Below are 25,360 nucleotides of genomic sequence, written 5' to 3' on the forward strand. Positions count from 1 at the left end.
GGACACCCCCAAGGAGAGTTCATGTCCCCTCCACGAGCAGTCGTCATCGGCGCGGGAATCGGCGGTCTCACGGCGGCGCTGGCGCTGCACCGGCGCGGCTGGCGGGTGACGGTGCTGGAGCGCGCCGCCGGCCTCGCCCCGGTCGGCGCGGCGCTCACCCTGGCCCCCAACGCCCAGCGCGCGCTGGCCGCCCTCTCCCTCGACGAGGAGGTCAGCCGGCTCGCCGCCTGGGACGGGGACGGCCTGCTGCGGGACCCCCGCGGCCGGCCCCTGGCCAGGACGACCAGCGCGTCGGTCGTCCACCGGTTCGGCGGGCCGCTGGTCGTGCTGCGCCGCAGCGACCTCGTCGACCTCGTCGTCGACCGGCTCCCCGAGGGCACCGTCCGCACCGGTGAGGCGGCGTTCCTCGTCGACGCGGGCGCCCCCGGACGCCCGGCGAAGGTGTCGACGGCGGGGGAGGTGTACGAGGCGGACCTCGTCGTCTGCGCCGACGGTGTCAACTCCGCGAGCCGCCGCGTCCTCTTCCCCCACCACCCCGGGCCCGCGTACGGCGGCTGGACCGTGTGGCGGATCCTCGCGCCCACCCCGCAGCGGTTCGTCCCGCACGAGACCTGGGGCGGCGGACAGGTGTGGGGGAGCCTCGTCCGCGACCCGGAGAGCGTCTTCATCTACGCCTGCGCCGTCACCGAGCGCGGGGGCCGCTCACCGGATGGGGAGAAGGCCGAGCTGCGCCGCCGGTTCGGGCACTGGCACCACCCCGTACCCGCCCTGCTCGACTCCGTCGGGGAGGAGGACGTGCTGCGCCACGACGTGTTCCACATGGCGCAGCCGCTGGAGCGCTACCGGCGCGGCCGCGCCGTCCTCCTCGGCGACGCCGCGCACGCCATGGTGCCCACCCTCGGGCAGGGCGCCAACATGGCGATCGAGGACAGCGTCGTCCTCGCCCACCACGCGGCGCCCGACGCCGACGTGACGGCCGCGCTCGCCCGGTACGACGCGGAGCGCGGGCCCCGCACCACCGCCCTCATCCGCCGCGCCGAACGCGCCTCCCGGATCATGGCGCTCCGCTCCCCGACCGCGCTCGCCCTGCGCGACGGCGCGATCCGCGCGATGGCGAAGGTCGTCCCCGGGCTGCTGCTGCGCGGCTTCGACGGCGTCGCCGACTGGCGCCCGCCGGTCACCCCACCAGACCCCCGGCCGCGTGACACCCACGTGCCCGGGTAACCGCGGCGGCGCACGCGCCGCCCGGGCGTTTCCACGCACACCACCAGTAGTCAGTGGAAAGGTACTTGTTCTGATGATACGTCAGATGTTCACCACGACCACGACCACCGCCGTGGCCACCGCCGGGCTCCTCCTCGGCGGCATCGCCACGGCCGCACCGGCCACCGCCGCCCAGTCCGCGGCCGCGTCCTCCTCGGCCTCCGCCTCCGTCTCGCAGACGGTGACGGCCCGCTACGACTGCGGCGCGTACGGCGTCACCGATCTCACCCTGGAGGCGTCCGCCTCGGGCGGTGTGGGCTCGGTGCGCATCTCCACCAGCGGCGGCCTCGCCCCGTTCGACATCCCGGCCGACTCCATCAGCGCCACCCTGCGCCTGGAGCGCGCCGCCGGCGGCACCGCCGTCTTCAGCGGCACCGCCAACGACGCCGCGGCGGCCGGCCAGCCGGTCACCATCGGCCCCCTGACGGGCGCCGTGTCGGCGGGCGACAGCCTCGACTCGTACGTGCCGGCCGCCGGGTCGGGCGACGTGTCGCTGAGCCTGGACGTCCTCGGCATCGCCAACACCTGCAACGCCGTGGGCAAGCAGACGCCGGGCCCGATCGTCTTCTGACCCGGCACCCAGCGGCGCGGTGCCGGGCGGTCCGGCGCCGCGCGTGACCACCGGCCCGGCCGTCCCCGGACGGCCGGGCCCCCGCGACGCCGGCCGGGCCCCCTGGTGCGGTGGGCCCGGCCGGTCCGCACGCCCCCTCCGGCGACCGGCCCGTGACCGGTGTACGGCCGGCCCACGAGCGCCGCGGGGGACGGCGTACGAACCGGCCGTCCCGTCACCCGGCCGTCCCGTCAACCGGCCGGGCGCTCCTCCGCCGCGCGGTGCACGGCGACCGGCGGGCGGAACCCGGCCGGCAGCGCGAGCGCGGCCAGGCACCCCGCCCCCGCGTCCAGGTCCCGCACCTCCCAGTCCCCGCCGTCCGGCGCACCCGCCTCCCGCCCCGCCACCACCGCCGCCCCGGTCCACGGCCGCACCTCGACGCGCGCCAGGTCCGTCGCGACCCCCACGCCCCACCCCTTGACGACCGCCTCCTTGCGCACCCAGCAGCGGGTGAACGCGTCGTCCCGCTCCGGCCCCTCGGGCAAGGCGGCGAGGTGCGCGCGCTCGGCCGGGCTCAGGCACCGCCGGACGACGGCCGGCACCCGCTGCGGCCCCCGCGCCTCGACGTCCACGCCCACGGCCGCCCCCGGCGACAGGGCGAGCACCCACCATGGCCCCGACCGCGACACCCCCACCCGCCACCCCGTGTCCGGCCGCCGCAACCGGGGCGGTCCGTGCCGTAGGTCACCGCACCCCGGGCACGGGCCGCGGTCCCACACCACCTCCCGCGGGCCCACCCCGAGGAACCCGGCGGCCGTGCGCCGCACCGCCGCCCGCGCCCCCGCGTACCGCGCCGCCGCGACCGGGTCGCGGAACTCCGCCAGCCGCCGCGCCTCCGGTCCGTCGAGCAGGGCGAGATCGGCGGGCGCCGCCGTGTCCGGCACCCGCCCCACCCACACCCGCACCGCCGCCGGGTCCTGCCCCGTACCGCCTGGCCCCGTACCGCCCTGCCCCGTACCGCCTGGCCCCGTACCGGCGGTGCCTCCGCCGGCCTCCGGTGCGCCGTTCACGTCGTGCTCCCCTGGACCGCGCGGACGACGTGCACCCGGGAGGGGCAGTCGAGTTTCTGCATCACCACCCGCAGGTGGTTGGTCACCGTCCACTCCGAGATGCCCAGCCGCCGGGCGATCTGCCGGTTGGTCAGCCCCTCGGCGACCAGCAGCGCGATCTCGTGCTGGCGCGGCGTCAGCCCGTGGGGCGCCGCCCCCGCCCCGGCGCGCGGCGGCTCCGGCGCGGGCGGCGGCGCGAACAGCGCGGCGACCAGCGCGTCGTGCAGCGACACCCGCTCGGCGTCCCGTCGCAGCCGCCGCAGCAGCGCGGCGTCCACGCTCCCCGCGAGCCGCTCGGTCAGCGCGCTCACCGTGCCCCCGTCGTCCGGCCCGGCGCCGTACCGCCTGCGGATGGCCTGCGCGTACGCCAGCACCCGGGCCACCGCGTGCCGCTGCTCCTCGTCGCCGCCCCCGCCGACGGACGTGACCGCCATCGTCTCCAGCGCCTCGGCGACCTGTACCGGGTCCCCGGTGCCCATGAGGAGCCGCGCGGCCTCCCGGGCGCTGCGGTACGCCTCCTGGTTGCGCCCGAGGACCCGCCGCACCCGGGCCAGCGCCGTCAGGAGGGAGGCCCGGGTGGCGACGTCCCCCGGCACGTCGTCCAGCGCGTGCAGCAGCGGCCGTTCGGCGTCGGGGTCGCCGTGCGCGGCCAGCAGCAGCGCCTGGCCGCGGCGGGCGGGCGCCGCGGCGCCGCGCTCCCCGAGCGCGTCGAGCCGCCGTACCGCCGAGTCGAGCAGTACGGTCGCGGCCGCCGTCTCGCCCCGGCGCCGCAGCAGTTCCCCGGTGACCGCGGCCACGCGGGCCTGCGCCACGGGCAGGCCGGCCGCCAGCGACGCCGCCCGGTCCAGCACCCGCTCGGCCCGCCGGAAGTCCCCGCACCCCACGGCCCACCAGCCCACCGCGGCCAACGCCCCGGCCACGTCGGCCCGTGCCGCCTCAGCCCCGGCCGCCCCGGCCGTTTCGGCCCCGGCCGTCTCCGGCCCGACCACCTCCGCACCACCCGCCTCAGCCTCGACCGTCTCCGCCTCAGCTGTCCCGGCCTCGGCCCCAGCCCCGGCCGCCTCAGCCCCGGCCACGTCGGCCCCGGTTCCGGCCGTCTCGCCCCCGCCCACATCCGCCCCGTCGCCGTGGCCGCCCGCTTCCCGCCGCGCCGCCCAGGCCGCCGCGGCCTCCTCGACGAGGTCCGCCGCCGCCGGGGCCAGCCGGTGCCGGAGCAGCGGCCCCTCCAGCGCGGTCAGCATCCGCAGCGCGGCGAGGTGCCCGCCGTGCGCCGTCAGGTGCCGTACGGCCGCGAGGAGGTCCGGCAGACGGGCCGCGACCGTCCGGAGGACCTGGTCGACGTGCCGCCCCGAGGCGAGGGCCGCCGCGATGGCCTCGGCGAAGGCGCACCAGTGGGCGGCGTGCCGGTCGAGGGCGCGCCGCAGCGCCCCGCCGTCGCGGGCCAGCGCCGCCCGGTGGTGGCACCGCGCCATGTGCGTCAGCCGGAACTCCGGCTCGCCGTCCGGCCCGTTCGCGCTCAGCAGCAGGCTCTTGTTCACCAGCGACTCCACCCCGGCGACCGCCTCCGCGTGGCCGAGCCCGCTCACCCCGCGCACCGCGGCCAGGTCGACGTACGTCTCGCACACGGACAGGTCCCGCAGCAGCGCCAGGTCGCCCGCGTCGAGCGTCCCGGCCGCCCAGCCCAGCGCGGCGGCGACGCTGCGGTGCCGCTCGGGGGTGTCGCGCGGCCGGTTGCGGCCGGGGCACTCGCCGCGCGCCAGCCGCTCCAGCAGGGCGCGCGGCCCCTCGGTGCCGACCGTCTCGGCGGCCATCTCGATGGCCAGCGGGATGCCGTCCAGCGTCCGGCAGATCTCCGCCACCGCGAGCTGCCCCGCCCCGCCGTCGACACCGGCCCGGTAGTGCGGGCGCACCCGGCCGGCGAAGACCGCCTCGGCGGGCGAGCCGGCCCCCGTGGGCAGCGGGCCGACCGGCAGGACCCGCTCCGCGCGGATGTCCAGCGCGACCCGGCTCGTCACGAGGACCCGCAGCAGCGGGCAGGCCCGCAGCAACCCGGCCACGTCCAGGGCGATGCCGGCGACCAGCCGGTCGCCGTTGTCCAGCACCAGCAGCAGCTCCGACCCGCCGACCCGGTCGGCCGCCTCCCGCGCGGAGCGGGCGCCGAGCAGCGCCCACAGGGCGCCGGCGTCCGGGGCGTCGGCGAGGTCCGCCCACACCAGGTCGGTGCCGTGGGCGCGGGCGTGCTCGCCGACCGCCGTGTGCGCCAGGTGGCTCTTGCCGACGCCCGCGGGCCCGGTCAGGGTCAGCTGGCGCGCCCGCGCCCCCCGCTCCAGCCAGTCGCGCACCCGGCCCAGTTCGCGCTCGCGCCCGTACAGCTCGCCGAACCCCAGGTCGACGGGCCCACCGCCGCGGGGCCGGGCCGCGGCGCCCCGCCGCGCGGGGGCCGGTACGGGCGGCGCCTCCTCACTGCGCACCCCCCGCCCCGTCAGACCGCCGGCACGGCGGTGCCGTACCGGGTGGTGAGCGCGGCGACCGCGCGCAGCAGCTCGTCCTCGTGGGTGCGGACGAAGAAGTGCCCGCCGGGCAGGGTCCGCAGCTCGCTGCCGCGCGCCCCGTGCTCCCGCCACGCCGCCATCTTCGGCGGCGGCACGAGGTGGTCGTCCGCCCCGGTGAACAGGTGCAGCGGCACGTCCAGCGGTTCGACGTCCGCCGGTTCCACCCACCCCGAGCACAGCCGCAGGTCGTCGCGGACCAGCGGCATGTACACCGCCCGGAAGCGGGGCCGGCGCGCCAGCTCCCAGGGGATGCCGCCCAGTTCGGCCAGGCTCGTGGCGAGCGCCTCGTCGTCGGCGTCCGGGTCGAGGATCCGGTTGGGGCGCACGTGCGGCGCCCGGTGCGAGCTGAGCACCAGCGCCCGCGGCAGCGGCGCTCCCCGCCGCTGCCGGGCCAGCGTCAGGGCGTGCGCGACGAACGCGCCCATGCTGTGCCCGTACAGCAGGTGCGGCCGGGCGAACTCCGCGTCGAGCCGCTCGTCCAGGTCCGCGACGAGCGCGTCCAGGTCGGTGAAGCGCGGCTCGCCCGCGCGCTCCTCCCGGCCCGGCAGCTGGAGCGGCAGGACCCGCACCCGGGCGCCGAACGCGTCGAGCCGCTCCTGCCAGCGGGCGTAGGCGGAGGCCCCGCCGCCCGCGCAGGGCAGGCAGAACAGGTCGAGACCGGACCACGGGCCGGGCGGCGCGGTCCTCAGGTAGGGCGTCATGGCGTACGTGCTCCCCGCCGCCCCTCAGACCAGCTGCCGGGCCGCGACCGCGCGGTCGTAGTACAGCGTCCCGTCGACCAGCAGCTCCCCGTCGAACTGGGTCAGCACCGCCACGGGCAGCTCCATCCGCTTGCCCCGGTTCGGTATGCCCTGCCAGTCCGCGGCCTGGGTGCCGTTGATCCGGCCCTCCAGGATCACCACGTCGGCCGAGTGGTGGATCGACAGCACCTCGTGGGCCAGGTCCGGGAACGCGGCGAGCATCGCGTCGAAGTGGCGGCGGACCGCGTCGTCGCCGATCAGCGGCTGCTCCTCGAACGGCACGACGCGGCACACCCCGCCGGCCGGCCCGACCGCCGCGCCCGGCCCGGCGGCGGGCGGTTCCGCCACCGTGGCGAGGGTGTTCCTGATGACCGCGTCCTCGCGCCGCCTGCGCAGCTCGGCGCCGACCCCCTGCTGTACGTCGTGCATCCCCGTACCTCTTCTCCCCGTTGCCGGCCGGGGCGCGCGGCGACCCGGCCCGTACCCGTCGAAGCCTGCATCGGCCCCGGGTGGCGCGACAGTGGTCCCCTCCCGGTGCGCGGAGTGTGTTCCTCTCGGGCCGGACGTGACGCCGTCATACCCTGCCAGCGGGGCGGAGCGGCGACCCCGGGTGCGCGGGCGGGGGCGGTCGCGCGACGGGAATCCGTCACGCTTCAGGGGTGACGCCGTCACTGTCTGCGCCCGCCGCCCCGGTAGCAGGATCCGGGTGGCCGTTCGGCGGGCCGCGCGGCCGCGGACCCGCCGGGCAGCCGGGCGACGGCCCCGGGGCGGTCCACGGGAGCGACCGGGCACCGGGGACACCGGGAACCCGCACCGACCGCCACCCGAGGAACCGGACCACCGAGGACCTGAACCACCCGAGGACCTGGACCACCCGAGGAATCCGGACGCCCGCAGGGCGGGGGTCCGTCCGACCCGACCGAGGAGTACGCACATGGGGGACGTCATCGCCAGCGCCAACGCCGCCGCGAGGCCCGCAACCGAGCCGCGCCCGGGCCCGCAGCCGCGCCGGATCGTCGTGGACCACCTGGAGGGCGGCCCGGACGACGGGATCGCGCTGTTCACCTTCTGCGCCGTGTCCGCCGCGGTCGAGGGCGAGCCCGCCGGCGCATGACGGTCATACGGGGGAACGAGACCGTCCACGTCGAACTGAAGAGCCATCTGACGCCCGCGGTCGTCCCCGGGGAGGCCGCCTACCTCGTCTCGCACGCGGGGGTCACGGCGCTGCGCGGGGCCCCGGCCGAGGTCCTCGTCCCGCTGCTGGACGGGACGCGCACCCCGGCCGGCCTGCTGGCCGCCGCCGCGCCGGCGCTGAGCCGGGAGGAGGTGGCCGACGCGCTGCGGGTGCTCGACGGGACGGGGCTGCTGCGGTACCGGGCACACCCCCGGCCCGCGCCGACCGCCCCCGGCGCACCGTCCGGCAGCGGCGGCAACAGCGGCAGCGGTGACGCGCGGGCCACCGAGGCGTTCTTCGACCTCGCCGGCCTGGACGGCGCCCACGCCACCGAGCGGCTGGCGCAGGCCGCCGTGCGGATCGTCGCCCTCCCCGGCACCGACCCCGCCCCGGTACGGGCCGCCTGCGCCGCCTCCGGCCTGCGGATCGCCGACCCGGACGACCGGGAGGGCGAGCCGTACGACCGGGGAACGCGACCGGCGGATACCCGGACCGGGGAGGCGGGGACGGAGGGGGAGGGGGAGCTGAGCGTCGTCCTGTGCGACGACTACCTCACCCCGGAGCTCGCCGCGGTGGACGCCCGGCACCGGCGGGCCGGCCGCCCCTGGCTGCTGGCCCGGCCGGTCGGGCCCGAGCCGTGGGTCGGGCCCGTCTTCCGGCCCGGCGACGGGCCCTGCTGGGCGTGCCTCGCCGCGCGGCTGCGCGGCCACCGCGCCACCGAACTGGCCGTGCAGCGGGCCCTCGGCCTGGACCGCCCGGTGCGCCGGCCCGACGCCGCCCTCCCGGCGGGCCGCGCCCTGGCGGCGCAGGCCGTGGCCCTGGAGGCGGCCAAGTGGACCGCCGGGCTGCGCGGCGCCGAGGCCGGGCGGCTGCGCACCCTGGACACGCGGACGCTGCGGGTCGAGGCCCACCCGGTACCGCGCCTGCCGCAGTGCGCGGCCTGCGGTGACCCGGGGACCGTCGCCGCGCGCGGGACGCGCCCCTTCACCGTCCGCAGCCGGCCGAAGGCCGCCGACGGAACGGGCGGCGGCCACCGCGCGCTCACCGCCGAGCAGATGCTCCGGCGCCACGGCCACCTCGTCGGGCCGGTCACCGGCGTCGTCGCGGAGCTGCGCCGGGCACCCGGCGCTCCCGCCTTCACCGAGGCGTACGTCTCCGGCGGGAACCTCGCCGTGCGGCCCACGGGCCCCGCCGGGCTCCGCACCGGCCCGCGCGCGCTCAGCGGCGGCAAGGGACTGACGGCCACCGAGGCGCGCGTGAGCGCCCTGTGCGAGGCCGTCGAACGGTACAGCGGCTCCCGCCACGGCGACGAACCGGTCGTCCGCGACACCTACCGCGCCCTCGGCGCGGACGCCCTCCACCCGAACGCGGTGCAGCTCTTCCACGAGCGGCAGTTCAGCGAGCGGGACCGGTGGAACGCCGCGGGGTCGCCGTTCACGGCCGTGCCCGAGCCGTTCGACGAGGAGCGGCCCGTCGACTGGACGCCCCTGTGGTCGCCGGCCACGGGCGCGCGCCGGCTGCTCCCCACGAGCATGCTGTACTTCTCCGCCGACCCGCCCCGCCCGCACGAACCGGTCGCCGACTCCAACGGCTGCGCGGCGGGCAGCAGCCCCGAGGACGCCCTGCTCCAGGCCGTGCTGGAGCTGGTGGAGCGGGACGCGGTGGCCCTGTGGTGGTACCACCGCACCCGCCAACCGGCCGTGGACCTCGACGCGTTCGACGAGCCCTACGTCGAGCGGCTGCGCGCCGGGTACCGCGCGCTGGGCCGGGAGGTGTGGGCCCTGGACTTGACGGCGGACCTCGGGATCCCGGTGTTCGCGGCGCTCTCCCGCTCCACAGCTCCCTCGGCGGAGGAGATCGTCTTCGGCTTCGGCGCCCACCTCGACCCGCGGATCGCGCTGCGCCGCGCCCTGACCGAGATGGGCCAACTCCTGCCGGCCGTCGCGGCGGTGGCGGCCGGCCGGGACACCGGCCACGGCGCGGCGGCCCACTGGTGGCGCAGCGCCACGACCGCGCGCTGCCCGTACCTGACGCCCGACCCGCACGCCGCGCCGCGCGGCCCCGGCGCGTGGGCGTACACCCACCGCGCCGACCTGCGCGACGACCTGGCGGCCGTCACCGCGGCGCTCGCCGCCCGCGGGATGGAGCTGCTGGTGCTGGACCAGACCCGCCCGGACACCGGGATCCCCGTGGTCAGGGCCGTCGTGCCCGGGCTGCGCCACTTCTGGCCCCGGTACGGCCCCGGCCGCCTCCACGACGTCCCCGTCGCGTTGGGCCGGCTGGCCGAGCCGACCCCGTACGAACGGCTCAACCCGGTCCCGCTGTTCGTCTGACGCCCCCGGCGAGCCGCCCGCAACCAGGTGTTCGAGGGGTTCAACTGAAAAGTGCGGACAACACCCCCGCCCGACGTAGAGTCACCCGAAAGAGTGTCTGGGGTCACACTGGCCCCTCCCGTCGCGGGGCGACCGTGCAGCAGAGCGCCCCGGACTCTGCCACGCGCGGACGAGGAGCATCCGAATGCCCAGCTACGAGGAGCACGAGCCCGTCGCTGCCGGGGTGAGGACGAGCACCAGCCCGGCGCCCCGGCTGGCCCGCGTCATCCCGCTCGCGGTGGTGAGCTGCTACTTCGTGATCACCGTCATCAACCTCCTGAGCCGCCGGCCGGACCCGGAGGTGCTCATGACCGGGCTGGTCACGCTCTCGTGCGTGTTCGGCCTCCAGCTGTTCCACTCCCGCCGGGGCGCCGACCGCGCCCCCGCCCTCTCCCGCGCGGCCACCCTCACCCTCCAGGCCGCCCTCACCTACCTGCCCCTCGTCTGGTTCGGCGTGGCCTGGGGCGCCATGGCCGGCTTCCTCGGCGGCTCGCTGCTCCTGCTCCTCCCGCCCCGGGCCGCCTGGCCGCTGTACGGGCTGACGGGGGTGAGCCTCCTCGTACCGGGCCTGGCCCTCCACATGGCCGTCATCGACCTCGTCTACATGTGCCAGACCACGCTGCTGACCGGACTGGTCGTGTACGGCGTCTCGCGGCTGTCCGCCCTCGTCGACGAGGTGTTCGCGGCACGCGCCGAGATCGCCCGCATGGCCGTGGCCCACGAACGGCTGCGGCTCGCCCGGGACCTGCACGACCTGCTCGGCTACAGCCTCTCCGCGATCGTCCTCAAGAGCGAGCTGCTCCAGCGGCTGGTCCGGCTGCGCCACGAGCGGGTCGAGCAGGAGGTGGAGGAGGTCCTCGCGATCTCCCGGCAGGCCCTCGCCGACGTGCGCCGCGTCTCGCGCGGCTACCGGCAGATGTCGCTCGTCTCGGAGGTGTCCTCCGCCCAGTCGGTGCTGGAGGCGGCCGAGGTCGAGGCCACGGTGGTGGTCGACCCGTCCGTCGAGTCCCTCGGGCCGCGTACGGGGACGGTCCTCGCGACCGTCCTGCGGGAGGCGGTGACGAACCTGCTGCGCCACAGCAAGGCGACGCGGTGCTGCATCACGGCCGTCGTCGACGAGGGGACGGCCCGGCTGACCATCGTCAACGACGGCGTGGCGGCGGACTACCACGACCCGTCCCCGCACGGCGGGGACGGCCTGGGCAACCTGCGGCGCCGACTGTCCGGCGTCGGCGGCCGGCTCGCCGTCGACGCGGAACCGCCGGACACGGCGGACCGGGGCGGCTGGTTCCGGCTGGTCGCCGAGGCGCCCGCGACGCCCGCCGACGAGGAGCCCGCCGAGGCCGAGGAGGGCGCCGATCGCGTCACGGCGGCTTGATCACGACGGTTGCTAAAGTGTCCGTCCACGTCTGGAGAGCAAGGGGGAGCTCCGATGATCCGTGTCCTGCTGGCCGAAGACATGCACATGGTGCGGGGGGCGTTGGAGGCCCTCATCGGGCTCGAACGGGACCTGACGATCGTGGCGAGCGTCGAACGCGGTGACGAGATCCTGCCGTCCGCCCGCGCGTTCACGCCGGACGTCGCCATCATCGACATCGACCTGCCGGGCCTCGACGGGATCAGCGCCGCCGCGCAGCTCCACGAGCGGCTGCCGGCGTGCCGGACGCTCATCCTGACCAGCCTCGGCCGCCCCGGCACGCTGCGCCGCGCGATGGCCGCCAAGGTGTCGGGGTACCTGCTCAAGGACGCGCCGCCGCAGGAACTGGCGCACGCCATCCGCAAGGTGGCGGCCGGCCAGCGGGTGATCGACCCCGAACTGGCGCTGGCTGCCTGGGGCGGCGCGGAGAGCCCGCTGACCGCCCGCGAGACCGAGGTGCTGCGGCTGGCGGCGGAGGGCCTGGACGCGACGGACATCGGCAAGCGGCTGCGGCTCTCCACGGGCACCGTGCGCAACTACCTCACCACCGTCGTGACGAAGCTCAACGCCCGCAACCGCGTGGACGCGATCCGGATCGCGACGGAGGCGGACTGGCTGGTGTGACGGGGGTGACGGGTGCGACCGGCGCGACGACGCCGGCGGCCACCAGGTAGTCGAGGACGCCCGCCGTGACGTGCGCGGGGATCGGCAGCGTCGCGGCCACGGCCTCGGGCGTCGCCGGCCACGCCAGGCGGGCGACCACCAGCAGGGCCTCGTACCGGTGGAGCACCACCCGGTGCGAGGCCGACCGCATCTCCACGGTGGCCGACGGGCCGTCGAACGCCACCGACACCCCCACCACCAGCTGCAGGACGGCGCCCGCGCGCAGCGGCGGCACGCACATCGCCGCGCCCTCCGCGAGCGGCCCGATCGACACCAGCGCCCCGCGCAGGTCGTCGAAGCCGACGGTGCGGCGCAGCAGCTGCGGGAAGCGCGCGAAGACCGGACGCATCAGCAGGTACGCGTACACGTGCGGGTCCATCTCCCCGGCGGCCCCCACGACGACGGCGTTGCCCAGCAGCACGGGCCCCAGCTCCATCCGCCGCAGCACCTCCCGCACGGTCGGCCCGGCCGGCTCGACCGCCACGGCCCCCGACGCCCAGGAGACGACGACCGAGTCCCGCGCCCCGGCCGCCACCGCCACGTCCTCCCGGAACGACCAGAGGTGCCGCAACCGCCCACCGGCCCGCTCCGCCACGTCAGCCGAGCCCGTCATCCGCACTCCTCGCCGTACCCCGGGGCCTCCAGCATGGAAGCGCCGCCGGCGCCGGCGACAGCCACGTGTTCATGCACCACCCATGAATCGCTCACGGTCCGACGCCCCGGGGTCCGGTCCGCCGAACACACCGGCCCGAACGCGGCCCTCGCGAGCGTGACCGCCGGCGCCCGACCGCCTCCCCGCCGGTCCCTGGGCCGGGGCCCGGCATCGCACCGCCGGCCACGGGGCCCCCGCTCCGTGCCGGGCCGGCTCCTCAAGACCGGGGACCGGGGGCCGGGGGCCGGACGACAGCCGGATCGTCACGACCGACCCGGGCGAAGTCCCGCGCGCCTGCTCCTCGGTCCGGCAGGCTGGCCCGATGCGTATCCAGACCACCGCGCTCCTCGCGGCCGCCGCCCTCGTCCTCACGCTCACCGCCTGCGAAGGGGGCGGCGCGGCCGGCTCGGACAAGCCGAGTGCCGTCCCCTCCGCCGAGCCGCCCGCGGGCGCCACCAAGGGCTCCGGGACCGGGGCCGAGGCGGGCACTCTGCCGGACATGACCGGCAAGGGCCTGCAGTCCGCACAGGACCGGGCGCAGGCCGCCGGCTTCCACGACCTGCACTCCCACGACGCCCTCGGCCGCAGCCGGGTGCAGGCCCTCGACCGGAACTGGAAGGTGTGCGGGCAGACGCCGCCCGCGGGCGAGCACCCCACCGACGTCAGGATCGACTTCGCGTCGGTCAAGCTGGAAGAGGAGTGCCCCGGCAAGGACCAGGGGGCAAGCCGGCCGGAGACCGCCGACAGCATGCCGGACTTCACCGGGAAGTCCGTCAAGGTCGCCCGCCAGACCCTCGACGCGTCCACGAGCCTCACGGTCACCGACGCGTCCCCCGAGGGGCGGATGGTCCTCGTGGAGTCCAACTGGCAGGTCTGCACCCAGGTGCCGGTCGCGGGCGCCAAGCTCGACGGCAGGCCCGTCGCCCTCACCGCGGTGAAGTTCGACGAGACCTGCTGACGCCCCGCCACCCCTCACCGGCCGCCCGCCACATGGCCCCAATGCCGGGCGAGGGGCGCGGCGCCGCCCCGCCCTGCCGCGCGAGCCCGTCGGTGGCGTCGCGGTGGGGGGAGGGGCGGCCGGCAGTCGTGGGGAGCGGCGCGAGTTCGGCGAGGCGGGACTCGGACGCCGTCCGGACTGCGGCGCCTTCACATGCCGGCCTCACCCCCGCCGTCGATCGGGACGGGACGGGGCAACCATCCCCGACCAGCAAAAAGACCCTCCCGAAGGAGGGTCTGTCCCGGTGCGCCCCCGGCAGGACTCGAACCTGCGGCCAAGTGCTTAGAAGGTATGCGGCACTTAGCTCTGTCCTAACCTGCGGTTTCCCCTGGTCCCCGTCTACCTAATTTAGGAAAGGCACTTGGTCTATCCTCGGGGCCCATGTGGCGCGGCCCGATCACCGGTACGGCGGCCGCCCCCGACACCCATCGTAGGGGTCAGGGGCGGCGCCCCGCTGCGGCTCCGCCATCTGGGCGGGCGGACCTCGTGCGCGAGTGACCTACCGCAGCGGCCCTGACCGTCGCCGGCCAGGAGATTGGGGTGCCCCGAAAGCGCCTGATCGTTCAATGTAGGTTGGGCCCTACATACATTCGATCATGGGGCCGTGAGCGTGGACAGGTGCCACGCTCCACCGAGACGCCCGACTGGGTCCGTGCCCGCCGCCGGGCCATCGGCGACCAGATCCGAGCGGCACGCCTCCACGCGAACCTCACCCAGGAACGGGTGGCCCTCGCGATCGACATGGACCGGGCCTCGTACAACCGGGTCGAGCAGGGACACTCCGCCGCGACCATCGACACCCTGATCCTCATCGCCGACGCGGTCGGCGTCCCGCTCGCGGATCTCGTGCGGTGAGCCCCGGCCGGGGCCCGCGGGGGGAGGCTCCGGCCGGGGCGGTCTCAACGCGGCTGCCGGCCGGTCCGGCCCCGGTGGCAGCAGCAGGTGCACGTGAGGGTGAGCACCGGCCCGTACCGCCCCCCTCCGGGACGCTGCACGTACACGTCCTGCGGGTGGCAGAACTCGTGCCCGTCCGCGTCGCAGTACGCCGACCGGCCGGTGTCCTGCTCCGTCGCGGGCGCGGTCACCGGGCGGCCTCGGCCGGCGCGGCGCCGCGGCAGCGCGGGCAGGTGCACGGGGGGTAGGCCATCGACACCGGGGCGTCTGCCGCAGGCTCGACGTCCTGCTGCTCCCGCACCGTGGCCGTGGTGCCGTCCTCACCCACTTTGTACACTTTGATCGTCATCACGGCTGTGCTCCCGACTCGTCACTGATAAGCACGAGATCGAGCATGCCGAGCCGGGACAGCTGGAACGCTCACAGATCTGTGAGCGCTGTGAGCGAGTGCTCTACAGGCCGATCCACGCGGCCATGTGCGACAGGCTGTCTGGCGTGCGCCGGGCGATGTGCAGCAGGCCCGTCACCGCCTCCCGCGTACGGGGGTGATACCGCGTCTGCTCCGGCGCCGCCCGCCGCGCATCCGCGAGCCGCCGCAGTGCCGCGTCAGGATGCCCCGTCTCCATCTCCACGACAGCCCAGTCCACCAGGAACCGTGCGCGCCGAGACGTCAGAGTCGACGGCGGCAGCGCCTTCAGGGCCCGGGCCTGTGTCAGCGCCTGGTCGAAGCGGCGCATCGTCAGGGAGGCGCCCATCTCGTGCAGAGCGACGTTGGTGTGCCCGAAGGACAGCCAGTGCACGTCCGAGGCGTCGCCGCCCACGCGGGACGCCAGCTCCCGGGCCGCGCAGATGTGCCGCTCGACGGCCGCGTCATCGTCGCAGCGTGCCGCGACCGCCGACGCGCCGAGATGCAGCTGCCCGGCGACCGCCAGCGCCTCACGCGACTCTTCCCCGTCCAGCACGTCGTGCCCGAGCTGGATCAGCCGCCGCCCGAGGTCCAGCTCGGACCGCTCGTGCCCGAGCGCCCGCTTGTAGTGGCGGATCGCGGCGAGGCACGGGTCGGAGGCCCGCTCTGCCGCCCAGCCCATCCGGTCCAGGGCCACGGTCGACAGGTCCCGGTAACCGATCTTCAGGGACACGTCGTGCGCCGACCGGTACGCCGAGGCGAGAGCCCGCCACGCGGCCGTCGACGATTCGGTGTGCGCCGCGTGGGTGAGGTCGGAGATCAGGCCGGGCAGCTCTTCGGCAGCGCTGCGCAACCGCGTGGCCCGGACCCGCTGGCACAGCGCGTCCGCCTCCACAGCGAGCACCGGCAGCGGCCGGCGGCCCGGCCGCGGCAACGGGTCCAGGTCGTACAGATCGAGGGCTTCGCGGATCGGCCGCATGAGTGCAGCGAGCCGCTCCCGCTGGGCGCCGGTGGTCATCGCGGACTCCGTGAGGACGGTGGGGCTGACGCCGAGCGCCTCCGCCACCGCGCTGATGAACGCGTCGCTGGGCTGCCTCGCCCCGCACTCGACCTGATTGAGGAGGCTGTAGGAGTAGGGGATCCGCTCGGCGAGCTGCCGCTGCGTGAGCCGTGCGAGACGGCGTTGTTCCCGAATCCGGGCACCGGTGTGTTCTGCGCTGGAAGACGGCATACTGGGCTCCGTTCCTGACTCGTCATCCGGAACGGTACCCGCGCCCCTACGCGCCGGACCCCGAACCGCCCCTGCACCCGCCCGGGTTCAGGGGCGGTCGCGTGTGGTCAGATGGGGCCATGACGAGGACGAGGACCCTGTACCTGTTCTGCTCCGCCGCCCCGCCGGTCTTCGACGTCGCCCGGGTGATCGAGGACGCGCAGGCGCGCGGTTGGGACGTCTGCCTCGGGCTCACGCCGAGCGCCGCGCGGTGGTTGGAGCCGAGTCTCGACGGGCTCGCCGCGCTGACCGGGCACCCGGTGCGCAGCGAGTACAAGCTGCCCGGCGACCCGGATGTCTGGCCGAAGGCGGACGTGATCGTGTTCGCGCCGGCGACGTTCAACACGGTGAACTCCTGGGCGCTCGGGTTGACGTCCGTGTTCGTGGTCGGCGTCGTCGCGGAGGGCATCGGCAAGGGCATCCCCACCGTGGCGATGCCATGCGTGAACGCGGCGTACGCCCGTCACCCGCAGTTCGAGCGGTCGGTCGAGACCCTGCGCTCGGCGGGCGTGACGGTGCTGTACGGGGAGGGCGGGTTCGTGCCCAACCAGCCGGGGCAGGGGCGCCCGGCCGAGTACCCGTGGGCGGCCGCACTCGACGCGGCCGAGGAGGAGTGGGAGCGGGCCCGGTAGCGGCCCGCCCCGGCTCCGGACACGACGAAGCCGCCCCCTGCCCGGCCCGTAGGCCAGACAGGGGGCGTTCGTCTCACCCGCTCGCGCGGGCACCATCTGCGCGGCTCGGCCGGCCCGCAAGCGGCAAACGGCTCACCTCCGCTCGCACGGAGAGGCACCGGCCACCGCCGAGTATGCCGCAGCAGCAGCTACGCCTCCAGCCCGTCGGTCGGCGGCAGCGGCGCAGGCTCCGGCGGCGGGTCCACCCACCCCAGATCCACCAGCGTCCCCACGTCCGCCGCACCCTCCTCACGCCGCGGCCGCGCCCGGCGCGGCTCCGGGACCTCCGCCATCACACCGCGCTCCGATCCCGCGGCTCGTGCTGCGCCCGCAGCACCATCCGCGTCCGCTGCACCATCAGCCCGGCGATCGCCACCACCACCGCCGTCCGGATGCACCGCAGCACCGCCGCCGGGCAGCCGTCCGGCCACAGGCTGATCGCCACCGTGTACGCGAACAGCAGCATGAGGGTCACGCCGACCGCCATCAGGTGCCGCCCGGTCGCCGACCGCCACCACGGCGCGTGCAGGTGGTACACCACCACGAACCCCGCGCACACCACCGTCGCCAGCCCGCTCGCGACCGCGTTCAGCCACATGTCGATGCTCCACTCCCTCACTGCGCCCCTCCCTCCAGCGCGGCCTTGATGCGCTCGGCGAAGTGGTTCGCGGACCGCTGCGCCCGCAGATGCGCCGCCACCGCCTCCACCAGCGGCCGCCGCGCCTCGGCCTCCTCCAGCGCCGCCTCCGCCCGGCCGAGCGCGCCCTCCGCAGCGCGCTGCCCGGGCGTCGGCTCACCGCGACGGGCCAGACGCCTGATCCACGCGAGCATCGGGAGTCACCTCCCCCCGCGGCGGCCGAGGCAGGCTGTTGAGCAGCTGATTGCCCAGCCGGGCCGTCTCCAGCAGCTCCTCTGTCTGGTCCAGCGCCGCCTGCCGGGCCGCCTCGGACGTCGTGTGCGCGGCCCGCCACATGTCCCGCTCCTCCCGCACGTCGCGCAGGATGGAGCGGGGCACGAGGTCACCACGCAGGATCAGCAGGACCACCAGGGCGAGGAGCGCGGTCGGGCCTGCCTGCGCGACAGGCAGGCCGAACAGCTCCGGCCCCACGGCGGTCAGATACCCCTCGGCTGGGGGCGCTCGGTGATGAGCGACGCCTGTGCCTTGTCCGCCACGCCGACCGGCTTCCACAGCCCGAAGTGGGCAAGCACGCCGGTCGCGAACGCGACCAGGGCCAGCACCGCGGCCGTGCCGAGGTCGAAGCCGGGGCCCGGGTTGGCGACCTCGACGAGGAGGCCGTTCACTCCGGAGAGGGCCAGCAGCAGCACGGCCTTCGCGCCGGCGTGCGTGACCCGGGTGGTCACCAGACCGACGAGGACCGGGAGGGCCACGGAGATGAGCAGGCCGATCCAGTAGGCCGTGTCCAGCTGAACGTTCATGATCAGTTCCTTCTACTCGGCGAGGCGCGCGGACAGGTCCGCGACCACGATCTGGGCGATCCTGTTGGCGAGCCCCGGAGAGTTCGCCACACGGTCGGCGATGGCCGCGACGTGCGCGTCGGTCAGCGCCGGCGCCGCGACCTCGGCCAAGCGCGCGCGCACCTCGCCGAGCCCGGCCACCGCGGCGGCGCCGTTGGTGGCGGCCGTCTTCCCGTGGTTGGCCGCGTCCGCGACGAACTGCCGCATGTCGCGGGCGTCCAGCTGGGGGTTCTTCCACGCCCACACCAGGTGCGCGACCCGCTGGGCGACCTTCTCGATCTCCTCCGTGGTCAGTGCCACGTCGTCCTCCTTGCCGCCGGCCGCCCGGCGCTGGATCTCGGGGAACAGCTCCGTACGGAACTGGCTGATACGCGCCGCGCCGGGACAGGCCGTCCCGCCCACCGACCACGCCGCGTGCAGGGAGTGGTAGCCGAACCCGGGGTCGGCGGCCGTCCGGCAGACCCGCAGCGGGATCCCGTGCCGCTGGTGCAGCCACACCCCCAGCCGGACCAGCTGCTCCATCTGCCGATCCGTCCACGGGTCGGTGTGCTTCAGGTTCGACGCCGTCTCGATCGACACCGCCCCGGTGCCGTCCGGCCGCCGGTTCGCCTGGTAGTTCGCGTCGGCGCGGGTCTCAGTGCCGATGTACTGGGCCAGATCGCCCTCGTACCCGAGGCCGAAATGGCTGTCCAGGCTCGAATCGTCGCGCCAGTACTCGTACATCCGCCGCGCCGTCCACGGCGCGGCGATGCTGTGCAGGATGAACTGCGTCGGCCGGATCGCCGGCTGCGCGTCCGACTCCGGCTGCAACTCCATCCGGGACGCGCCCGGGTACCAAGCCATGCGGGCCTCCTACGGGGTGCGGATGATCCAGTTGGGGGCGCCCTGCCGGACCGCCTCCATCTCGGTGGACACCGAGTGGTAGCCGACCGCGTACCGGCCCTGGCGCGGCGCCCAGGCGCGGTAGCACTCCAGGCTGGCTCGGACGCGGCGCAGCGCCTCGACCCTCACGTCGTCGGGCGTCGTGTACTGCACGACGCCGGCCGCGACGGCCTCCGCAGAGGTGGCCTGGGTGCGGCGGACCACCCATCGGGCGTCGGTGAGGGTCCCGTCACGGGTCAGGCCGCGTAGGGCCTCGCCGAGCGCGGCGTGGGCGGGGTCGGTGTCGCCCCACCACGTCGTGTAGTGGCCGGCGGTCGGGTACTGCTGGTGGTAGCGCAGGATCAGCTCGCGGGCCCGCTCAGGCGTGAGGGCGGCCTCGCGCCAACCGGCCTCCAGGCGTATGTCCTCCGGCGCGATGCCGAGCTGGAGACAGGAGTCGACCATCTCGGCGTCGCGGGAAGCGACCAGCTGCGTGACGGTGGGCGACTCGTAGCCCTCGGCGTCCGGCTGGTGCCAGTTCTTCGGCCACCAGCCGGACGCGCGGGTGCCGGCGAGCATCGGCAGCGCCGTGCTGGTCGACCCGTCGGTGGCGAGGACGACGATGACGCGGCGACCGACAAGGAGGTGGTGCACGATGATCAGCCAGGACCACAGCTCTGCGTCGTCCTGGTGACCCGCGTAGACGATCAGCGGGCGCGTGGTGGGGGTGCTCAAGGGTGAGTGCTCCAGGGCATGAGAAACGCCCCGGCCGGTCGGCGCGGGGCGGAGGGGGAGATGGATCAGGCGATCTCGGTGACGGTCACCTTGAGCTGCGTGAACGCCTGAAACGTGCCGCTCCCCGCGGCAGCGCTCAACGCGCCTTGCAGCAGGATCGTGTGCGACCCGGCCGCGCCCAGCGTGCCGCGAGCCATCGTCGCGACCGTGTCCCGGTCGGCCTGGTCCATCTCGTGGATCGCGAATCCGCCCTCGGCGGTGCCGTCGGTGACGATGCGGCCGAGCATGCGGGTGGATGCGCTGGCCGTGCCGACCGCGCAGTCGAAGATGGCGTCGACGGTGTACTCGGCGCCCGCCGTGCTGGTGCTGAAGGTGACGCTCGCGCCGGGGATTGCGGCGTATGTCGTGTCGGTCCGGGTCAGTGGCCCGGTAGCCTGGGCAAAGTAGGTGCTCGGCCGGAGCCGGTTGAGGCGGGCGGCGGTGATCCGCTCGCCGGCAGCGAACGCCACGACGGTCTCCTCTCAGTGGCTGGTGTGGGCGGGCTGGGCCAGACGCACATCCGCGCCCGCAGAGTGGCCCTTCACGACGCCGTTCACCGACCGGGCGGACAGCGTGAACGTCTGCGGGGAGGCGGCGCCGCTGATGCCGGACACCGTCACCCGCTCACCCCCCACCAGCACATCGAACGGGAACTCCGCCGGGGCCGTGGTCCACAGCGGGCCCGACGTCGTCGCGACCGACATCGACAGCGCCGACGACGACACCGACGCGGCGAGCTGCGACCCCTCCGTGTCCGCCCGGCCGAGGATCGGATCGTCCGCGACCGCCACCGACCACGGCCCGGCGGGCACGCACGAGAGGACGACGTCCCACTCGTACTGGCCGAGCGTCTCCGACCCGCCCATGACCATCAGATCCACCGGTCCCGGCGGCAGGAAGTCGGGCAGATCGGTGATGCGGATGATGTCGCCCCGCGACAAGCCCACCACTGTGGGGATCAGCTCGGGGTGCTTGTGCAGCATGATCCGCACCTGCGGGTAGCGGGCCTCATCCCACGTGCCCATGTGGACCCGCCACGCCGCGACGTCCAGGGCTTGGCTGTCCGCGGCCAGCGAAAGGGAGATGTTCTCGTCGTAGACCCCGATCCCCCCGTCTTCCGGGTCCAGCGTCGACATCGGGCCCGTCTCCACCGCGTACCGCGCCCACGACCCGCCCGCCCGTTGCACGGTGCTGTCGTTGACCAGGTGCTGGTCGTCCTCGGTCGGCTGGAATGGATGCGTCAGCGAGCCGTACGGGATGACCGCGGCCGGGGTCTGGTTGTACAGCGTCGTCCGCTGCCGGTACGCCAGCGCCAGCCGCTCCCGCGCCTCACCCAGCAGCCCGCCGTCCGACTCGGCGCACTCCTCCAGCAGCGTCGACAGCGTCTCGGGCCGCTGCGGGCCCATGGCCTCGCCCATCCACGTCACCCCGGCCACCGACACCGGGATGCCCTCCTCCTCGGTCAGCCGGACGATGCGGTTGCTGGCCGTCTCCCCGGTGAAACCATGGTCCGCCGAGTTGTAGGCGACCGTGTTGGCCGTCGGGAAGACCGCGATGTGTCCCAGCGCCATGCCGTCGGCGCCGGCCGCGTACGCGTCGGGCGGGCCCACCACGTCGGTGAGGCGCCCGACGCTGCCCGCGTAGCTGCTGCTGATCGAACCGCCCGTCGAACCGACCCTGATCCACCGACTCCGCCAGTCGACTGTGGGCCCGTTCTGCTCGGCGTAGAGCTGCCAGCGCGTCCACTCGCCGAACACATCGCCGCCGAGCGCCACGTTCATGTTCACCACGAGGGTGCCGTCGACCGCGTAGCCCTCGATCGTCGCCTGACCGCTCTGGAGGTACAGGTACCAGCGGCGGACCGTGCCGGTGCCCCACGCGCCCAGGACGCACGTCTTGGCGGCGGGGGCGGTCGGCAGTCGGTACATGAACTCCAGATGCCACGCGGTCGCCGGGCCGGCCGGGGCCGGGACGGCGCCGTTGAGGCGGGTCCCGGTCTGCACTGTCGGCAGAGCGTCTGACCCGGGCATCGAGGTGTCCGCTGCGAACCGCATCCCGAGCGTGTAGAGGACGTCGCCGCCCGGCAGGCCGGACGCCGCGCGGCTGGCGCCGTCCTCGTCTTCCAGCGGCCAGTACGCCAGCGGCTGGTAGGACGGGATCCGGCGGCGGAGCGTCGAAGCGAGGGGTTTGCGGCCGCGGCCCAGGCGCCGCATGATGCCCGCCGCCTGGAGCGGCGCCGTCACGTTGTGGCCGGAGACGTGCCAGTCCACCGGCCACTGCGGCACCTCCAGCAGGCCGCGTACCCGGCGGTCCGTCAGGGACGCGCCGCCGCCCACGGTCCACGTGCGGCCGACCCCGTCGGCGAACGACGTCGCGCCCGGCACCTGGGAGGTGAACACCGGGTTCGCGACAACCGTGCCGGCGATGCCGTTGCGGACCTCCGCGGCGTACACCCGGCGCGCGACCATGCCGAACCCGATCGAACTGATATCGCCGACCTCCAGCGGCGCCGTGCTCGCGAAGATCGACGTGACGCCCGAGTTGACGAGCCGGTAGTGCTGCGTCCACGGCCCGGCGATCGTCGGCGCGTAGTAGAACGTGAGCACGTGGCCCCCGGCACCGTTGTCGACATCCATGGTGACCCGCACGGCGGCCCGCTGGCCGGGCGCGAGCGGCAGCGGGTCGCACTGCCACGGGATGAAGTTCGTGCCGTCCGTGCTGTACGCGAACTGGATCAGCCCGTTCTCCATCATCAAGAGCCGCCAGCTGCGCTGGTTGGTGGCCGCGTTGTACTTGCCCATCAGCTCGTACCCGTCCGCGGCGTACGGGGCGCCCGCCCACGTCTCCGGCTCCAGCTCGATCCGCACGTCGATGTCGCCGGTGATGTCCAGTGCCGCCGTGTCGGGCGTCGTGGCCCGGCCGCCGGTGCCGTGCGGGATGTCGAGGACGGTCTCCCCCGCGTACGTGGACAGCCGCAGCGGCGTGTTCCGGCCGAGCAGGCCGTAGTAGGGGGAGAGCGGGTTGCGGCGGGAGTACTTCCCGCCCGGGTTGGACAGCGTCAGGTCCAGGCGCGCCGGGTCCACCTGGCCCGACGCCCCGGACGCGCCCCACGAGTACCGCATACGCGGCCCCGACCGGGTGTCGTCCGTGGCGTCGACCCACGTGCCGCCGATCAGCAGCTCCGCGCGCGCATCAGGACCGGGCATGGACTCCTCCTCAGCGGCGGAACGTAGCTTCGACGCTGCCGTGTCCACGGGTCGCCACGGCTTCGCGGATGATGTCGACGATGAAGTTGCTCGCGGCGCTCCGGTCCGCCCGGATCTCCACCACCACCGAGGACCCCTTGCCGGGCCCTCCAGCGCTGGCCGTGTACGCCCCCGCAGGTGCCATGCTCGGCATGGAGGGGTACGCAGGCGCCATAGCCGGCATCTGCACCAGGTTCCGCATCGCCCGGTCGACGACGCCCTGGTGGCCGGTGATGCCCTCGGCGAGACCGGCCGGGATCCACCGGCCGACCTGCTCGGCCATCACGCGGCTCGGGCTGGCGATGCCCAGCGCCTCGGCGATCGGGCCCGGAATCGCGCTCTTGGCCCAGCCGATGAGGGTGGAGCGCAGCCAGCCGCCCATGGACTGGATGCCGCGCCACAGGCCCCGTATGAGGTCGCGCCCCTTGCCGACGAGCAGCGAGCCGAGGCCGCTCAAAGCGGAGGCGATCCGCCCAGGCAGGCCCCGGACGTAGTTGACCAGTTCGAGGATCTTCCGGACCGTGCCCTGCTTGATCCGGTCCCAGTGCTGGAGGAAGAAGCGGACGAGCGGCAGGTTGGTGATGTAGCTGACCAGCATCTTTGTGATGCCGGTGACCTTGCCCCACACCCAGTCCCACGCCTGGCCGGTCCATTTTTTGATCTTGTCCCAGTTGGCGATGATCAGTGCGGCCAGACCCACGACCGCAGCGATGATCCAGCCGATGGGGCCCATGGCGATCAGCCACTGAGCGGCCATCGTCGCCGCCCACACAACCGCCCGCGCCGCCATCAGCGTGAACTGCGCGACGGCCATGGCGCCCGCGCGGACCACGGCCGCCGTCCAGGTGCCGATGGCCACGAGCGCGCTGCCCACCCACGCGGCCGCCGTCGTCGCGGCCGCCGCCACAGCGGCGCCCGCGGTGGAGGCGTAGGCCATCAAGCCCACGGCCATCATCCGTGTCCACCCGGCGATGGCCACCCATGCGGTAGACGCCATCACCGTGTTGGCCGCGGCGACCGCTGCCGCACCGACGCCGTACGCCATCATGCCGAGCTTGACTGCGGCCAGGGTGGTCACCAGGGCCGTCAGGACCGGCTGAGGCGTGGCCTGGATCAGCCGCCCCAGGGCCTGCGCCACCATCACCGTCGCACCCAGCAGGGGCGCCAGGGCCCTGACGACCTTGAAGACGGCGCCAGCGAGGAGCGCGAGGGTGGCGGCCCCTTCCCGGGCCACCTCCAGGAACTTCTCGAAGCCGGCCGACCCCTTCAGGTTCGTGCCCCACTCGGCGAACGCGGCCGACATCCTAACCAGCCCGCCGGTCACCCCGTCCGACGCGGGCTTGAAGGCGCTGAGTAGCCCGCCGAAGCCTCTGCCCAAGTTGCCGAGCACGGTCAGGAAGTCCCGCAGCGACCGCCCGGCGCCGGCCGCCGTCTCCGCAGCCCATTCCTTGAAGCGGGCGGACTTGATGCCCTTGGCGACCTTGTCCAGGAAGTCGCCGAACGCCTCCGCGGCCTGCTTGACGAACGGGGTCAGCATCGGCAGGAGGGAGCGGAGGATGTTGATGCCCTTGGTGAACACCGGCATCGTTGACGACGCCAAGCTGTCGGACCACTTCTGGTGGTCGTCCTTCAGCCCCGTCAACGCCTTGGACATCTCCCGCGTCGCCGGAGGCATCTCCTCCAGCTGCTCCTTGTACAGGGCGTCAGCCTCGGTGGCGCGCTTGGTCGCCGCCTCCGCCTCCTTGAGCGCAGCCTTGTACTCGTCGCCGCCCTTCGCCGCGAGCTTCTGCGCCGCCGCCTTCTTCCGTGTCGCCTCCGCGTGCGCTTCCTCCGCCTTCTCGGCGGCCTCGCTTGCCTCGGTGACCGCCTCCAGCTGCGGCCCGGCCGCCATCTGGAATGCTTTCGCCGCGATGCCGGCGCCGGCGAACGCCGCGACCAGCCCGCCGACCGCCGTAGCCACCGCCGCCACGGCGGGCACCCCGGCAGACAGGCCCCCGATGGCCTTCGCCAGGCTGGCGACGCTGGCCCTGCCGCGCTCGGCCGCGTCGTCGAAGCCCTCGCCCAGGGCTCCGCCCACCGACGCCCCGGCGGAGCGGAACGCCTCGGCGACCGCCCGCAGCCGCGCCCCCATGGCGCCCTGGAAGCGGCCGAGGGCCGTTTCGGCGTCGCCCAGGCCCCGCTGCATGTCGGAGTCGTCCGCGCGGATGTACCCCATCAGCTCGCCGATGTTCAGCGCCATGTGGGCCCCCTCTCAGCCATGCAGTGCGGAGCGGA

General features: G+C 75.1%; 27 protein-coding genes. 9 read left to right on the forward strand and 18 right to left on the reverse strand.

Going from position 1 to position 25,360, the window contains the following annotated elements; all coding sequences use genetic code 11:
- The first annotated feature begins 21 nt into the window (after window positions 1-21).
- Both LPA54_RS07105 and LPA54_RS07110 read left to right on the forward strand, forming a co-directional pair.
- A complete protein-coding gene (locus tag LPA54_RS07105) occupies window positions 22-1,224 on the forward strand; it encodes an FAD-dependent oxidoreductase (protein ID WP_228974900.1) in 1,203 nt (400 codons plus the stop codon).
- Between the two features lie 85 nt (window positions 1,225-1,309).
- Window positions 1,310-1,834 carry a hypothetical protein gene (locus tag LPA54_RS07110; RefSeq protein ID WP_228974902.1) on the forward strand — a complete coding sequence of 175 codons (525 nt, stop codon included), beginning with the start codon at window positions 1,310-1,312 and terminating at the stop codon, window positions 1,832-1,834.
- A gap of 230 nt (window positions 1,835-2,064) precedes the next feature.
- On the opposite strand, the gene LPA54_RS42845 is transcribed toward LPA54_RS07110, so the two are convergent.
- From LPA54_RS42845 to LPA54_RS07130, 4 genes are read right to left on the reverse strand one after another with little or no spacing between them, the layout of a single operon-like run.
- On the reverse strand, window positions 2,065-2,883 hold the full coding sequence (locus tag LPA54_RS42845) for a 4'-phosphopantetheinyl transferase superfamily protein (protein WP_308112813.1): 819 nt from the start codon (window positions 2,881-2,883) through the stop codon (window positions 2,065-2,067).
- Window positions 2,880-5,393, reverse strand: coding sequence for a LuxR C-terminal-related transcriptional regulator (locus tag LPA54_RS42625; RefSeq protein WP_228974904.1), 2,514 nt, complete (start codon window positions 5,391-5,393; stop codon window positions 2,880-2,882). The genes LPA54_RS42845 and LPA54_RS42625 overlap by 4 nt, the downstream gene beginning before the upstream one ends.
- 11 nt (window positions 5,394-5,404) lie before the next feature.
- The gene (locus tag LPA54_RS07125; RefSeq protein WP_228974905.1) at window positions 5,405-6,175 is read right to left on the reverse strand and encodes an alpha/beta fold hydrolase; all 771 of its coding nucleotides are present in this window, start codon (window positions 6,173-6,175) and stop codon (window positions 5,405-5,407) included.
- A 24-nt stretch (window positions 6,176-6,199) separates the two neighbouring features.
- On the reverse strand, window positions 6,200-6,643 hold the full coding sequence (locus LPA54_RS07130; protein WP_228974907.1) for an ester cyclase: 444 nt from the start codon (window positions 6,641-6,643) through the stop codon (window positions 6,200-6,202).
- A gap of 505 nt (window positions 6,644-7,148) precedes the next feature.
- On the opposite strand from LPA54_RS07130, the gene LPA54_RS07135 reads away from it, so the two are divergent.
- The 4 genes from LPA54_RS07135 to LPA54_RS07150 all read left to right on the forward strand — a co-directional run bounded on the left by LPA54_RS07135 (window position 7,149) and on the right by LPA54_RS07150 (window position 11,801).
- Entirely contained in the window at window positions 7,149-7,328 is a 180-nt protein-coding gene (locus LPA54_RS07135; RefSeq protein WP_228974909.1) for a hypothetical protein, read from the forward strand.
- Window positions 7,325-9,721, forward strand: a complete 2,397-nt coding sequence (locus LPA54_RS07140) for a TOMM precursor leader peptide-binding protein (RefSeq protein ID WP_228974911.1) — start codon at window positions 7,325-7,327, stop codon at window positions 9,719-9,721. The genes LPA54_RS07135 and LPA54_RS07140 overlap by 4 nt, the downstream gene beginning before the upstream one ends.
- A gap of 184 nt (window positions 9,722-9,905) precedes the next feature.
- Window positions 9,906-11,138, forward strand: a complete 1,233-nt coding sequence (locus LPA54_RS07145) for a sensor histidine kinase (RefSeq protein ID WP_228974913.1) — start codon at window positions 9,906-9,908, stop codon at window positions 11,136-11,138.
- Window positions 11,139-11,192: 54 nt separating this feature from the next.
- Complete coding sequence (locus tag LPA54_RS07150) at window positions 11,193-11,801, forward strand: DNA-binding response regulator (RefSeq protein ID WP_228974915.1); 609 nt, start codon at window positions 11,193-11,195, stop codon at window positions 11,799-11,801.
- On the opposite strand, the gene LPA54_RS07155 is transcribed toward LPA54_RS07150, so the two are convergent.
- Window positions 11,740-12,453: an NADH oxidase gene (locus tag LPA54_RS07155; RefSeq protein WP_228974916.1), complete on the reverse strand. Its 714-nt coding sequence runs from the start codon at window positions 12,451-12,453 to the stop codon at window positions 11,740-11,742. The genes LPA54_RS07150 and LPA54_RS07155 overlap by 62 nt on opposite strands.
- Window positions 12,454-12,814: 361 nt before the next feature.
- Here LPA54_RS07155 and LPA54_RS07160 point away from each other — a divergent pair, with 361 nt between their 5' ends.
- Together LPA54_RS07160 and LPA54_RS07165 are read left to right on the forward strand one after the other, a co-directional pair.
- A complete protein-coding gene (locus tag LPA54_RS07160; RefSeq protein WP_228974917.1) occupies window positions 12,815-13,450 on the forward strand; it encodes a hypothetical protein in 636 nt (211 codons plus the stop codon).
- Between the two features lie 657 nt (window positions 13,451-14,107).
- Window positions 14,108-14,344 carry a helix-turn-helix domain-containing protein gene (locus tag LPA54_RS07165; protein ID WP_228974920.1) on the forward strand — a complete coding sequence of 79 codons (237 nt, stop codon included), beginning with the start codon at window positions 14,108-14,110 and terminating at the stop codon, window positions 14,342-14,344.
- 44 nt (window positions 14,345-14,388) lie between these two features.
- On the opposite strand, the gene LPA54_RS07170 is transcribed toward LPA54_RS07165, so the two are convergent.
- The 3 genes from LPA54_RS07170 to LPA54_RS07180 form a co-directional block, all read right to left on the reverse strand.
- The gene (locus tag LPA54_RS07170) at window positions 14,389-14,574 is read right to left on the reverse strand and encodes a hypothetical protein (protein ID WP_228974921.1); all 186 of its coding nucleotides are present in this window, start codon (window positions 14,572-14,574) and stop codon (window positions 14,389-14,391) included.
- Window positions 14,571-14,732 carry a hypothetical protein gene (locus tag LPA54_RS07175; protein WP_228974922.1) on the reverse strand — a complete coding sequence of 54 codons (162 nt, stop codon included), beginning with the start codon at window positions 14,730-14,732 and terminating at the stop codon, window positions 14,571-14,573. The genes LPA54_RS07170 and LPA54_RS07175 overlap by 4 nt, the downstream gene beginning before the upstream one ends.
- A 103-nt stretch (window positions 14,733-14,835) precedes the next feature.
- Complete coding sequence (locus tag LPA54_RS07180) at window positions 14,836-16,020, reverse strand: helix-turn-helix domain-containing protein (protein WP_228974923.1); 1,185 nt, start codon at window positions 16,018-16,020, stop codon at window positions 14,836-14,838.
- 119 nt (window positions 16,021-16,139) lie between these two features.
- On the opposite strand from LPA54_RS07180, the gene LPA54_RS07185 reads away from it, so the two are divergent.
- Window positions 16,140-16,691, forward strand: coding sequence for a flavoprotein (locus LPA54_RS07185; protein WP_228974925.1), 552 nt, complete (start codon window positions 16,140-16,142; stop codon window positions 16,689-16,691).
- Between the two features lie 188 nt (window positions 16,692-16,879).
- On the opposite strand, the gene LPA54_RS07190 is transcribed toward LPA54_RS07185, so the two are convergent.
- From LPA54_RS07190 to LPA54_RS07235, 10 genes are all read right to left on the reverse strand, one after another.
- Complete coding sequence (locus LPA54_RS07190; protein ID WP_228974926.1) at window positions 16,880-17,023, reverse strand: hypothetical protein; 144 nt, start codon at window positions 17,021-17,023, stop codon at window positions 16,880-16,882.
- Window positions 17,023-17,349, reverse strand: coding sequence for a hypothetical protein (locus tag LPA54_RS07195; RefSeq protein WP_228974928.1), 327 nt, complete (start codon window positions 17,347-17,349; stop codon window positions 17,023-17,025). The genes LPA54_RS07190 and LPA54_RS07195 overlap by 1 nt, the downstream gene beginning before the upstream one ends.
- Window positions 17,346-17,561 (reverse strand): hypothetical protein, encoded by a 216-nt coding sequence (locus tag LPA54_RS07200; protein WP_228974930.1) that lies wholly within the window; start codon window positions 17,559-17,561, stop codon window positions 17,346-17,348. The genes LPA54_RS07195 and LPA54_RS07200 overlap by 4 nt, the downstream gene beginning before the upstream one ends.
- Window positions 17,524-17,838 (reverse strand): hypothetical protein, encoded by a 315-nt coding sequence (locus tag LPA54_RS07205; RefSeq protein ID WP_228974931.1) that lies wholly within the window; start codon window positions 17,836-17,838, stop codon window positions 17,524-17,526. Before LPA54_RS07205 ends, LPA54_RS07200 begins: the two co-directional genes overlap by 38 nt.
- A gap of 5 nt (window positions 17,839-17,843) precedes the next feature.
- Window positions 17,844-18,167, reverse strand: a complete 324-nt coding sequence (locus tag LPA54_RS07210; RefSeq protein WP_228974932.1) for a hypothetical protein — start codon at window positions 18,165-18,167, stop codon at window positions 17,844-17,846.
- A gap of 12 nt (window positions 18,168-18,179) precedes the next feature.
- Entirely contained in the window at window positions 18,180-19,049 is an 870-nt protein-coding gene (locus LPA54_RS07215) for an N-acetylmuramoyl-L-alanine amidase (protein WP_228974934.1), read from the reverse strand.
- A gap of 9 nt (window positions 19,050-19,058) precedes the next feature.
- Window positions 19,059-19,802, reverse strand: coding sequence for a hypothetical protein (locus LPA54_RS07220; RefSeq protein ID WP_228974937.1), 744 nt, complete (start codon window positions 19,800-19,802; stop codon window positions 19,059-19,061).
- A gap of 65 nt (window positions 19,803-19,867) precedes the next feature.
- Complete coding sequence (locus LPA54_RS07225) at window positions 19,868-20,311, reverse strand: hypothetical protein (RefSeq protein ID WP_228974940.1); 444 nt, start codon at window positions 20,309-20,311, stop codon at window positions 19,868-19,870.
- A gap of 12 nt (window positions 20,312-20,323) precedes the next feature.
- Window positions 20,324-23,047, reverse strand: a complete 2,724-nt coding sequence (locus LPA54_RS07230) for a hypothetical protein (protein WP_228974941.1) — start codon at window positions 23,045-23,047, stop codon at window positions 20,324-20,326.
- 10 nt (window positions 23,048-23,057) lie between these two features.
- On the reverse strand, window positions 23,058-25,325 hold the full coding sequence (locus LPA54_RS07235) for a hypothetical protein (RefSeq protein ID WP_228974943.1): 2,268 nt from the start codon (window positions 25,323-25,325) through the stop codon (window positions 23,058-23,060).
- Window positions 25,326-25,360: the final 35 nt, after the last annotated feature.

Origin of the sequence: Streptomyces sp. DH12 (assembly GCF_020873895.1) — a bacterium.
In the GTDB taxonomy this organism is placed as follows: Bacteria; Actinomycetota; Actinomycetes; order Streptomycetales; family Streptomycetaceae; genus Streptomyces.

What these genes read in the sequence shown, in the direction of transcription:
- LPA54_RS07180 (WP_228974923.1), bottom strand. Translation starts at nt 16,020, where the DNA reads ATGCCGTCTTCCAGCGCAGAACACACCGGTGCCCGGATTCGGGAACAA.
- LPA54_RS07210 (WP_228974932.1), bottom strand. Translation starts at nt 18,167, where the DNA reads ATGAACGTTCAGCTGGACACGGCCTACTGGATCGGCCTGCTCATCTCC.
- LPA54_RS07200 (WP_228974930.1), bottom strand. Translation starts at nt 17,561, where the DNA reads ATGCTCGCGTGGATCAGGCGTCTGGCCCGTCGCGGTGAGCCGACGCCC.
- LPA54_RS07235 (WP_228974943.1), bottom strand. Translation starts at nt 25,325, where the DNA reads ATGGCGCTGAACATCGGCGAGCTGATGGGGTACATCCGCGCGGACGAC.
- LPA54_RS07135 (WP_228974909.1), top strand. Translation starts at nt 7,149, where the DNA reads ATGGGGGACGTCATCGCCAGCGCCAACGCCGCCGCGAGGCCCGCAACC.
- LPA54_RS07125 (WP_228974905.1), bottom strand. Translation starts at nt 6,175, where the DNA reads ATGACGCCCTACCTGAGGACCGCGCCGCCCGGCCCGTGGTCCGGTCTC.
- LPA54_RS07150 (WP_228974915.1), top strand. Translation starts at nt 11,193, where the DNA reads ATGATCCGTGTCCTGCTGGCCGAAGACATGCACATGGTGCGGGGGGCG.
- LPA54_RS07160 (WP_228974917.1), top strand. Translation starts at nt 12,815, where the DNA reads ATGCGTATCCAGACCACCGCGCTCCTCGCGGCCGCCGCCCTCGTCCTC.
- LPA54_RS07230 (WP_228974941.1), bottom strand. Translation starts at nt 23,047, where the DNA reads ATGCCCGGTCCTGATGCGCGCGCGGAGCTGCTGATCGGCGGCACGTGG.
- LPA54_RS07175 (WP_228974922.1), bottom strand. Translation starts at nt 14,732, where the DNA reads ATGACGATCAAAGTGTACAAAGTGGGTGAGGACGGCACCACGGCCACG.
- LPA54_RS07185 (WP_228974925.1), top strand. Translation starts at nt 16,140, where the DNA reads ATGACGAGGACGAGGACCCTGTACCTGTTCTGCTCCGCCGCCCCGCCG.
- LPA54_RS07145 (WP_228974913.1), top strand. Translation starts at nt 9,906, where the DNA reads ATGCCCAGCTACGAGGAGCACGAGCCCGTCGCTGCCGGGGTGAGGACG.
- LPA54_RS07110 (WP_228974902.1), top strand. Translation starts at nt 1,310, where the DNA reads ATGTTCACCACGACCACGACCACCGCCGTGGCCACCGCCGGGCTCCTC.
- LPA54_RS07190 (WP_228974926.1), bottom strand. Translation starts at nt 17,023, where the DNA reads ATGGCGGAGGTCCCGGAGCCGCGCCGGGCGCGGCCGCGGCGTGAGGAG.
- LPA54_RS07155 (WP_228974916.1), bottom strand. Translation starts at nt 12,453, where the DNA reads ATGACGGGCTCGGCTGACGTGGCGGAGCGGGCCGGTGGGCGGTTGCGG.
- LPA54_RS07140 (WP_228974911.1), top strand. Translation starts at nt 7,325, where the DNA reads ATGACGGTCATACGGGGGAACGAGACCGTCCACGTCGAACTGAAGAGC.
- LPA54_RS07105 (WP_228974900.1), top strand. Translation starts at nt 22, where the DNA reads ATGTCCCCTCCACGAGCAGTCGTCATCGGCGCGGGAATCGGCGGTCTC.
- LPA54_RS07130 (WP_228974907.1), bottom strand. Translation starts at nt 6,643, where the DNA reads ATGCACGACGTACAGCAGGGGGTCGGCGCCGAGCTGCGCAGGCGGCGC.
- LPA54_RS07215 (WP_228974934.1), bottom strand. Translation starts at nt 19,049, where the DNA reads ATGGCTTGGTACCCGGGCGCGTCCCGGATGGAGTTGCAGCCGGAGTCG.